This is a genomic window from Pseudomonadota bacterium (assembly GCA_023229365.1).
Taxonomy (GTDB): Bacteria; Myxococcota_A; Polyangia; order JAAYKL01; family JAAYKL01; genus JALNZK01.
In genome coordinates this window covers 1-9312 of record JALNZK010000169.1, presented here as the reverse complement: position 1 = coordinate 9312, position 9312 = coordinate 1, and the positions used below count along the sequence as shown (strand labels likewise).

Below are 9312 nucleotides of genomic sequence, written 5' to 3'. Positions count from 1 at the left end.
GGACGCGGATGACCTGGGAACGCTTCAACCGGATGCTCCGCGAGATACCGCTCCCGAAGGTCAGGGTCTACAGGAACCTGTGGGCCGCTCCATGAGACGTACCGACAGAAGAGCCGGATGGTGGCAATCTCCTCGTCCGGATCTGGTGAGGGCCCCGGTCGGGCAACCGGCCGGGTGCTACTCGACACCCATATCCGATCCGATCCGGACAAAGACGTAGGCAGAACAGGACGGAGATCCTAATCTCTTGAAGAACCGACCCTGCTTCCAGGTAGACTGTCGGACGAGCTTCGCAGATGAGGATATCCAGATGGTCAGAAAAATAGTCCAAAGAGAACAGAAACCAAGTCGGAGCGTTCTTCCGGCGACTCTCGCCAACCTCAATCAGCTGTCCCGAGAGGGGCGAGAGCTGATGTTCCGCTGCCTGAAGCTGAACTACGAAAAGGGTGGCGACGGCACCGTCGCCGTCGACTACGGCAAGGATGAGGTCTTCATTCCCGACGCCTACACCGTTCGGGGAGGGGGCGTCGAAGTGTTCCGGTTGAAACCCGGTCTCGTGAAGGAATTCGCCGAGGCGGTCGAAGATCTCGGAGCGCCCAAGCCCCCGGGGAAGACCAAATCGCCTCCCAAGAAAAAGTAACACGCGACCGGTCGACGGGTGAGTTGGTACCGCGTTCGGAGCACGCTTTCGCGATCGCCTCGCTCACGTCGACCTCTTTCATGGCGAGCAAGAGGCCGACCTCGCAGTTTCTCGAAGCATCAAACCGATGACCGTCTCCCAGCCGCCGCGACCGCCGCCGCGTACGCCCGCTTTCTAGGCACGCCGAGCGCGACGGCGACGGCCGCAGAGGCGTCGCGGGCGGACATGCCGGCGGCGAGGTGCTCCGCGACGGCCAGTCGAAGCGTATCGTCGCCCACCGCCGCGGGCGCCGCCTTCGGGGCGCCGGCCACGGCGACGACGATCTCCCCGCGCGTCCCGCCCTCGAACCGCGCCGCGAGCGCTATGAGCGTGCCCCGGGCGATCTCCTCGTGGATCTTGGTCAGCTCGCGCATCACGACCGCGCGCCTTTCGCCGCAGGCCCCCGCGAGATCGCGCAGCGTCGCCGCGAGGCGGGCCGGCGACTCGTAGAGGACGGTGCACGAGCGATCCGCGGCGAGCTCGGCGATCCGCTCGCGCCGGTTCCTGCCGGAGCGTGGGAGGAACCCGACGAAGCGGACCCCGTCGCCCGGCAGCGCGGCGACCGAGATCGCGGCCGCGAGCGCGGACGGGCCGGGGATAGGGGAGACGCAAAAGCCCGCCTCCGCCGCGGCCTCGACGAGCGCCACGCCGGGGTCGGAGATCCCGGGGGTCCCCGCGTCGCATACGAGCGCGACGTCGTCGCCCGCCGCGAGCCGCTCCATGAGCCCGGGGATCGCGCGCGCCGCGTTCTGCTCCCTGAAGCTCCGGCACGGCGTCCGCACGCCGTAGCGGGCGAGCAGCCTCGCGGTGACCCGGGTGTCCTCGGCGGCGATGAGCGCGACCTCGCGCAGCGTCCTGAGCGCCCGAGGGGAGACGTCTTCGAGGTTCCCGATAGGCGTCGCGACGACGTGGAGCGTGCCGCCGCCGCGGGCGGTCGCCGTCACGAGACCTCCTCCCCGTCGAAGAAACCGGGCATCTCCGACGTGAGGTAGCTGCGCAGCTTGTCCAGGAGCCGCCGCTCGATCTGCCGGATGCGCTCGCGGCTCACGCCGAACTTGTCGCCGATCTCCTGGAGCGTGAGCGGGTCGCCCCCGACGAGGCGGTTCTGGAAGATGAACTGCTCCTTGCCGGTGAGCTGGGCGCCGAAGGAGTGCAGCCGCTTCTTGAAGGCGTCGTCGAAGTCGGCGTCCTGGAAGAGGCTGTCCTGGAGCGCGCCCGGATCGGCGATCAGGTCGAGCCGCGTGAGCGATCGGCCCTCGGCGTCGTTGATCTCGGCGTCCAGCGACACGTCGTCCGCCTTGAGGCGCCGCTCCATGTCGTCGACCTCGCGCTCGGCGACGCCCATGCGCTCGGCGAGCGCGGCGGAGGTGGGCTCGATCCCCATCGACCGGAGCCGCTGGCGCTCCTTGTTGAGGTTGAAGAAGAGCTTGCGCTGGGACTGGGTCGTGCCGAGCTTCACGAGGCGCCAGTTGTTCAGGATGAAGCGCAGGATGTACGCGCGGATCCACCACGCGGCGTACGACGACAGCTTGACCCCGCGCGTCGGGTCGAACTTCTTGACCGCGTGCATGAGGCCGATGTTGCCCTCCTGGACGAGGTCCATGATGTTGCGGTAGGCGCGCCGGTACTCGAAGGCGATCTTCACGACCAGGCGGAGGTTGGAGGTCACGAGCCGCGCGGCCGCCTGGACGTCGCCGGTCGCCACGTACTTCTCGGCGAGCATCCGCTCGTCCTCGGGACCGAGCAGCGGGTACTGCTGGATCTCCCGCAGGAACGCCTCGAGCGGATCGTAGCGGACGACGTCGGCCGACCGCGCCGGCGGCCCGTCCTTCGCGCCCCTGCTCGCGCCCCCGAGATCCGATCTGTCGCCCGTGCGTTCGTTCATGTTCTCGCGCGGCGGGGCCGAGTGGCCGCGCCGGGACCTCCGTGTTAACCTGTTTCGCCGCTGGTTGGCAAAACTTAACCGCCGGAGCCGGAGCGTGGGAGAGAAGGTGATCCGCCTCGAGATCGAGAGCCTCGCCGCCGGCGGCGACGGGGTGGGGCGCGTCGACGGGAAGGTCTGCTTCGTCCCGTTCACCGCGCCCGGGGACGCCGTCGCGGCGAGGGTCGTGCGGGAGAACAAGGACCTGATCCGCGCCGCGCTGGTGGACGTCGAGCGCCCCGGCCCGGATCGCCGACCGCCCTGCTGCCCGCTCCACGGCCGTTGCGGCGGCTGCGCCTGGCTGCACGTCGACGAGGCGGCGCAGGTCGAGGCCAAGGCGCGCTTCCTCGGTCGGGCCGTTGGCCGCGACGCGTGCGAGGTGCGGCGCGCGGGCCGGCCGCTCGGGTACCGTCGCGTCGCGAGGCTCCACCTCGGCCCGAGGCGCCGGGGCGCGGCGCCGTTCGGGTTCTTCGCCGCCTCCGGCCGCGAGGTAGTCGACGTCGATCGCTGCCCGGTTCTCGATCCCGCGATCGAGGGCGTGATCGGGCGGCTCAAGGGCGAGCTGCTCGCCTCCCTTGCGGCGCCGGTGGAACTCCGCGCCGTCGCGGCGGCCTCCGGCGTCGCGGTCGCAGTGGACTCGGCGCAGCCCCTGCCTCCCGCGTTCTACGCGGTCGCGGCGCGGCTCGTGCCGGAGCCGTTCGCGGCGATCGCCGCGCGCGTCGACGGCGTCGCGACGCAGGTGGCGGGTCCGAGCGCCGTCGCGGTCGAGGGCGGGGACGGCGCGCCGCTGCTCGTGCCGTCGTCGAGCTTCGGCCAGGCGCACGCCGAGGTGAACCGCGCGCTGGCGTCCGCCGTCGCGGGGTGGGCGGCGGAGCTCGGGTGCGGCCGCGGCCTCGAGCTCTACTCGGGCGCCGGGAACCTGACGGTCGCGCTCGCGCCCCACCTCGATTCGCTCGCGACGGTCGAGCTCGATCGCCTCGCGTGCGGGGCCGCGCGGGAGAACGTCGCGGCGCGGGGCCTCGGCTGGGTGGACGTCCGCTGCGGCGACGCGATCGCGACGTACGACGAGCTCGGCGCGCGCGCGCAGCTCGTGGTGCTCGATCCGCCGAGGACGGGGCACGCGGAGCTAGCGCGGCGGATCGCGCTGGGGGATCACCGCGCCGTGATCTACGTGTCGTGCGATCCGGCCACGCTGCGGCGCGATCTCGGCCACCTCGCGGCGGGCGGCTACCGCGTCGCTCGCTGCGTCGGGTTCGACATGTTCCCGCAGACCGCGCACGTCGAGGCGGCGGTGCTGCTCGAGAGGGCGTGATGGAGGTCCGCTTCGGCTTAGGGTTCGAGGCGCAGAAGGAGGCGTACTCCTTCAGGTTCACGTGCGAGCACTGCGCCCACTTCGACGAGCGCGACGGCTCCTGCCTGCACGGCTTCCCGAACGACCTGCACCGCCTCGCGCGCTACGAAGGCGCGTTGCGGCCCGAGGTGATCGTGTTCTGCAAGGACTTCGATCTCGCGTGATCAATACACGCCGAAGAGCCACAGGGCGATCGCGGTCGCTGCCGCCGCGGCGACCAAGCCGGCGACGGCGATCCACAGGCCGGCGTGACCGCCCGATCGCGGCGGGGCGGCGGCGGGCGCCTCGGGGCGCGGCGGCGGAGGCTCCGCGGCCTCCTGCGGCCGCGGCTTGGGCTCTTCGTCTTCCTCCTCCTCGATGAGCAGCGAGGCGGTGATGTCGTTCCGCACCCGCGAGCGCGCCTCCGACTCCTCGGCGGTGCGGATCCGCATCATCTCCCCGAGGTGCCGCTCCCGCTCCCGCCGCTGCTGCAGCAGGCTCTCGCCGAAGTTCTCCATCAGGAACTCCGAGAACCTGAGCTGCGAGATCATCTGGCCCGAGGCGTGCATGTAGTCTTCTATCGCGCTGATGAACTCGTGGCCGGTCTGGAACCGCTCGGCGGGATCGCGCGCGAGCGCCTTCCGCACGATCGACGCGAGCCTCTCGAACTCCGGGAAGCCGCGGTCCTCGAGCGGCGGCACCTCCGCGGCGGTGGCCCGGCGCAGGGTCTCGGCCTCGTCCTTCGTCTTGTACAGGCGGCGGCCCTGGAGCAGCTCCCACACGAGGATTCCGGCGGCGAACAGATCCGCCCTGCGGTCGATGGTCCCGCCGGCGATGTGCTCGGGCGCCATGTACGCGACCTTGCCCTTGAGATGGTACTCGTCGAGGCGGTGCTCGACGCCGCGGTCGTCGAACGCCGCCTTCGCGATGCCGAAGTCGCAGAGCTTGACCTCGCCCTCGGTCGAGATGAGGACGTTGGTCGGCGACACGTCGCGGTGGATGATGTTCAAAGGCGCGTCGGAGCTGTCGGCGAGCCTGTGCGCGTAGTCGAGCCCGCGGAGCGCCTCGACGACGATGTACAGCGCGAACTGCAGCGGCAGCGCGATCCGGATCCGCGCGAGCAGGCCGAGGAGGCGGTTCAGATCGACCCCCTCGACGTACTCCATCGCGATGTAGTACTGCCCGTCGATCTGGCCGAGCTCGTACGTCTGGACGACGTTCGCGTGCGAGAGGCGGGCGCACAGCTTCGCCTCCTTGATGAGCATCTCGCAGAAGCCGACGTCGGCGTTGAGCTGGGGCAGCACGCGCTTGATGACGCACAGCCGTTCGGTGCCGAGCCCCGTGAACGTCTTGGAGAGGAAGATCTCGGCCATCCCGCCCTTGCCGATGAGATCGATCAACCAGTAGGGCCCGAACTTGGCGGGAAGCTGCTCCGTGTTCTCCGTCACGGGGCGAATATTCGCCTGTCTCGTCGGGGGCGTCAATCAGGTCGTGATCGGGAGCCTCGCGTCGGGCTCGCGCAGGTACGAGGGCTCGAGCGCCGCGAGGTCGTCCGGGCCCCCGCGGACGAACCGCTCGAGGCCCAGGAGCGCCATCCGGCACGGATCCGGCGCCGGGAAGGCGAGGGGCGGCAGCTCGCCGAGGGCGCGCGCGGCGTCCGCGTACCGGACCGCGCCGTTGCCGACGAAGAAGAGGCGCGAGCCGGGGGCTCCCGGGCCGATCGCGGCGCCGAGGTTCTCGGGGCGCACGACCTGCTCGGGCACCTCGAGCCGGGCGATCGGGCGGTCGCCGTCGAGCCGCACGTCGTACAGCGCGGCGTACAGCTCGCCGCGGCGCGCGTCGATGAGCGGCGCGACCCTCCCCTCGACGCCGGCCGAGATCGCGAGCGCCTCGAGCGACGAGATCCCGAGGAGCGGCGTGCCGCAGGAGAGGGCGAGCCCCTTGGCCGTGCCGAGGCCGATCCGCAAGCCGGTGAACGTGCCGGGACCGCGGCCGAAGACGAGCAGCCCGACGCCGGCGAGCGCGTGGCCGCCGGTCGCGAGCGCGGCGTTCATCCTATCGAGGAGCGTCTCCGCGTGCCCGGGCTCGGCCGGGGCGACGAACCGCGCGAACCGGGTCGCCTCCGGGCGCTCCGCCGGCTCCGCCTCCACCCAGCCCACGGCGCTCACCGAGGTCGACGTGTCGATCGCGAGGACGAGCATGGCTGTAACTAGCACGGGCAGGGGAGCGGGAGAAGGGGGAGGCGAACGAGCTTGCCTGCGCCGGCCGCTTGGTGTAAATTTCGCCGGCTCTCGAGGAGCCCGGAGGTGCCAGATGGCCCGAGTCACCGTCGAAGATTGCCTGGAGAAGGTCCCGAGCCGGTTCGCGCTCGTCGTCGTCGCCGCCAAGCGGACGCGGCAGCTGCTCAAGGGCTCCGACAGGCGCGTGCGGAGCAAGAACCGCGAGGCCGTGACCGCGCTGCGCGAGATCGCGGTCGATCAGGTCCGCGTCAAGCAGAACGTGCAGGAGCTCATCGAGAAGACGGTCGAGTCCACGGTCCGCGGCCCCCGTCACTGATCGCGCCCCCCGACCGCATCGGTCCCCGCCTCGCCTCGCACTCAGGACTTTCGCTTGCGGCGCTGCTTGCGATCGCCGACCACGCCGGCGCTCACGACCTGCTTGGCGATCACCGTGATCGAGGACATGGTGAGCGTCATGACGCCGCCTTCGAGCTTCGCCTTGCCCCGCAGCCGCACGCGGGCGCCCGGGAGGATCAGATCCTCGGTCGCGTGGAAGTTCTTGACGTACTGCCGGTTCAGCTCCTGGTGATCCTCGCGGGTGAACTTGCCGGGCCGCGCCGGGACGACGGCGAGCCGGCCGCCCTTCATGTCGAGCGAGAACGGGCCGTAGACCTCCTCCTCCCGGAGCTTGTGGATCGTGGGGGCCGGGTTGCGGCCGGCGGCCGGGATCACCAGGAACGAGCGGTAGAAGTAGCCGATGCAGTTCTGCCCGCGCACCGGCGAGCGGAGCGGGTCCTCGACCTTGACGATCCCCTCGACGATGTTGAGCCCCGGGACGACCTGGTCCAGGGCGTCCACGGGCGGCGGATCCTTCAGGAACGTCTTGATGGCGCGCAGCACGATCGGCTCCTCCGGTTCAGCGCGAGAGGCTCTTGCCCTCGGGCGGGGTCCACGCGGCGTCGTTCACCAGCACGACCGGTCCGAGCTTCGGGAGGCGCAACAGCCAGTCTTCCTGGCCGCCGCGGATCTGGAGGGTGTGTGCGCCCGTCTCGAACTCCGGCGCCCAGGGCGTGCCGTCCGTGCCGCCCTGGTTCCACGTCCACGCGCTGGACGCCAGCGTGACCTGGAGCTCCCAGAGCGCCTCGGGCGCGCCGTCGAGGCTCGCGTGGAACGTGTTCGGGACGGTCAGAGGCGTCCCCATCCCGGTCTGGCCGATCCCGAAGACGTACCAGGTGTCGTCGCAGGGCAGCTCGAACGGCACGACCGCCGTGCCCTCGTCCTCCTCGGTCGTGTAGATGTAGTAGAAGCTCGGGTCGTCGTTCTGCTCGATCATCATGGGCGCGGTGACTGCCGCGTCCGGCCAGAGGAGGTAGACCTCGTGCGTCTCGGTGCACGGGTTGGCAGCGCCCGAGTCGTTTCCCGCGTCCGCGTCCGCGTCGGAGTCGGTGTCCGCGTCGGTGTCGGTGTCCGAGTCGACGTCGGTGTCGGCGTCGGTGTCCGCGTCGGTCCCGCCGTCGGCCTGCGGGCTCGCCGCGGGCGGCTCGTCGCCGCAGCTGCCGAGCCAGGCCGCGCACAGAAGCAGGCACCCCATCCGTCGCATGTCGACCTCCTGTCGGTTCGCCGTCGAGTGGACGGACGATATCATCTTCGAGCCGGGAGAGAAGGGAAAACCGCGCCGAGCGCGCGTTCGATCCCGCGGTCGAGGAGCTCCTCGCCCCGCGCGACGCCGATCTCGCGCCGCAGCGCGAGGATCTCGCGGGAGGCGGGTGCGGCGTCGATGCGGACGAGATCCTTCTCCGTCGTGACGAGGAGCTCGGCGCCGCGCGCGCGCGCCTCGGCGGCCACGCCCTCGATCTCGCGGCGGCTGAACCTGTGGTGATCGCAAAACAGCCGGACGCCGGCGACGGCGAGCCCCGCGGCCTCGGCGTCGCGGACGAAGCGCTCGGGCCGCGCCACCCCGGCGAACAGGAAGGCGCTTTGGCCAGGCGCGATCGGCGAGACCGCGCCCGCGCGATCCGCGAGCCCGGCGATCGACGACCCGAGCAGGATCCCGGGCGCGTCGGCCCTGCCCGCCCACTCGGCCTCGAAGCCGGCCACCAGGTCGGCGCGCCCGAGCGCGTCGGCCCTCTCGCGGAGCGGGCCGCGCGGGAGCGTGGGCGTGCCGGGGTCGAGGTCCTCGGGGCAGACGAGCACGATGTCGCAGTCGCGGAAGAGGCGCCGGTGCTGGAAGCCGTCGTCGAGCACCACGACCCGCGCCCCGCCGCGCGCCGCGCGCCGCGCGGTGAGGACGCGATCCGCGCCGACCCACACCGAGACGCCGGGTGGCGATCGCAGCGCGGCGAGGTACGCCTCGTCTCCGGCCTCTCGCGGCGAGACCAGGGGCCCCGCGCCGAGCGAGACCGCGCCGCCGACTCCGCTCAGGCTCCCGCCGTAGCCGCGCAGCGCGATCGCGACCCCGGGCACGCGCCTCGAGAGCGCCGCCGCGAGCCACATCGCGAACGGCGTCTTGCCGGAACCGCCCGCGCGCAGGTTGCCTATCGAGACGACGGCGGCGCCCTCGATCCGCGCGATCGGGAGCGCGCCGCGATCGTAGGCGGCGGCCCGCGCCCGAGAGGCGGCCGAGAACACCCGCGCCGCGAGCCCGAGGCCGAGATCCGGAAGGCGTGCGCTCAATCGCCCGCGCCGCAGACCTCGAAGTCGAGGTACTCGAGGTGATCGACGTCGTCGCTCCGGCTGATCCAGACCGCCGCGAACCGGTCCGCGGCCACCGCGACGAGGCGGCCTCCGCTCGTGTTGTCCGCGCCGGAGGAGGAGTCGATCCGCGAGGCGGCGTACGGGGCGGCCGGGGGCGCGAAGGCGGCGTCGAGCGAGAGGAAGTCGAGCGACTCGAACGTGAGGAGGCGCGAGAGGTACAGGAGGCCGAACCGCGCGCCGTCGTACGCCAGCGCGGGCTCGCGGTAGAAGTAGCTCCCCGTCCCGACGAGATCCGCGAGGGCGCCGTCGTCGTACAGGGCGATGTCGCTCGGTACCGACTCGAGGATCGTGCCCGGATCCGTGTCGGCGAACGCGGCGACCCAGGCGCCGGCGCCCGTGGCCGCGAGCGACGGCCAGAAGGAACCGTCCACGTCCCCCGCCGTGGCGTCGGCGGGCGAGATCCGCTGCG

The 9312-nt window shown here is 71.6% G+C and carries 12 protein-coding genes; 4 read left to right on the top strand and 8 right to left on the bottom strand.

All coding sequences use genetic code 11. The features are described 5' to 3' along the window. Window positions 1-247 precede the first annotated feature (247 nt). Window positions 248-640: a hypothetical protein gene (locus tag M0R80_29480; GenBank protein MCK9463771.1), complete on the top strand. Its 393-nt coding sequence runs from the start codon at window positions 248-250 to the stop codon at window positions 638-640. Window positions 641-759: 119 nt separating this feature from the next. Here M0R80_29480 and rsmI read toward each other — a convergent pair whose 3' ends face one another. After that, window positions 760-1623, bottom strand: coding sequence for a 16S rRNA (cytidine(1402)-2'-O)-methyltransferase (gene rsmI, locus M0R80_29475; GenBank protein ID MCK9463770.1), 864 nt, complete (start codon window positions 1621-1623; stop codon window positions 760-762). Next, window positions 1620-2564, bottom strand: coding sequence for an RNA polymerase factor sigma-32 (locus M0R80_29470; protein ID MCK9463769.1), 945 nt, complete (start codon window positions 2562-2564; stop codon window positions 1620-1622). The genes rsmI and M0R80_29470 overlap by 4 nt, the downstream gene beginning before the upstream one ends. 94 nt (window positions 2565-2658) lie before the next feature. Here M0R80_29470 and M0R80_29465 point away from each other — a divergent pair, with 94 nt between their 5' ends. After that, window positions 2659-3912, top strand: coding sequence for a TRAM domain-containing protein (locus M0R80_29465; GenBank protein MCK9463768.1), 1254 nt, complete (start codon window positions 2659-2661; stop codon window positions 3910-3912). Beyond that, window positions 3912-4115, top strand: a complete 204-nt coding sequence (locus M0R80_29460; GenBank protein MCK9463767.1) for a hypothetical protein — start codon at window positions 3912-3914, stop codon at window positions 4113-4115. Before M0R80_29465 ends, M0R80_29460 begins: the two co-directional genes overlap by 1 nt. On the opposite strand, the gene M0R80_29455 is transcribed toward M0R80_29460, so the two are convergent. After that, window positions 4116-5378 (bottom strand): serine/threonine protein kinase, encoded by a 1263-nt coding sequence (locus M0R80_29455; protein ID MCK9463766.1) that lies wholly within the window; start codon window positions 5376-5378, stop codon window positions 4116-4118. It abuts the gene before it with no gap. 36 nt (window positions 5379-5414) lie between these two features. After that, window positions 5415-6146 carry a tRNA (adenosine(37)-N6)-threonylcarbamoyltransferase complex dimerization subunit type 1 TsaB gene (gene tsaB / locus M0R80_29450; GenBank protein MCK9463765.1) on the bottom strand — a complete coding sequence of 244 codons (732 nt, stop codon included), beginning with the start codon at window positions 6144-6146 and terminating at the stop codon, window positions 5415-5417. 97 nt (window positions 6147-6243) lie between these two features. Here tsaB and rpoZ point away from each other — a divergent pair, with 97 nt between their 5' ends. Beyond that, window positions 6244-6486 carry a DNA-directed RNA polymerase subunit omega gene (gene rpoZ / locus M0R80_29445; GenBank protein ID MCK9463764.1) on the top strand — a complete coding sequence of 81 codons (243 nt, stop codon included), beginning with the start codon at window positions 6244-6246 and terminating at the stop codon, window positions 6484-6486. Between the two features lie 41 nt (window positions 6487-6527). Here rpoZ and M0R80_29440 read toward each other — a convergent pair whose 3' ends face one another. The 4 genes from M0R80_29440 to M0R80_29425 all read right to left on the bottom strand — a co-directional run. After that, entirely contained in the window at window positions 6528-7049 is a 522-nt protein-coding gene (locus tag M0R80_29440) for a hypothetical protein (protein MCK9463763.1), read from the bottom strand. 16 nt (window positions 7050-7065) lie between these two features. Then, entirely contained in the window at window positions 7066-7749 is a 684-nt protein-coding gene (locus tag M0R80_29435) for a hypothetical protein (protein MCK9463762.1), read from the bottom strand. A gap of 41 nt (window positions 7750-7790) precedes the next feature. Continuing rightward, window positions 7791-8822 carry a tetraacyldisaccharide 4'-kinase gene (gene lpxK / locus M0R80_29430; protein MCK9463761.1) on the bottom strand — a complete coding sequence of 344 codons (1032 nt, stop codon included), beginning with the start codon at window positions 8820-8822 and terminating at the stop codon, window positions 7791-7793. Further along, a partial coding sequence (locus M0R80_29425; protein ID MCK9463760.1) for a hypothetical protein occupies window positions 8819-9312 on the bottom strand: 494 nt, incomplete at its 5' end. The genes lpxK and M0R80_29425, both read right to left, overlap by 4 nt.

Excerpts from the sequence above, each read along its gene's own strand:
- M0R80_29470 (MCK9463769.1), bottom strand. The coding sequence starts at position 2,564 with ATGAACGAACGCACGGGCGACAGATCGGATCTCGGGGGCGCGAGCAGG.
- M0R80_29460 (MCK9463767.1), top strand. The coding sequence starts at position 3,912 with ATGGAGGTCCGCTTCGGCTTAGGGTTCGAGGCGCAGAAGGAGGCGTAC.
- rpoZ (MCK9463764.1), top strand. The coding sequence starts at position 6,244 with ATGGCCCGAGTCACCGTCGAAGATTGCCTGGAGAAGGTCCCGAGCCGG.
- M0R80_29435 (MCK9463762.1), bottom strand. The coding sequence starts at position 7,749 with ATGCGACGGATGGGGTGCCTGCTTCTGTGCGCGGCCTGGCTCGGCAGC.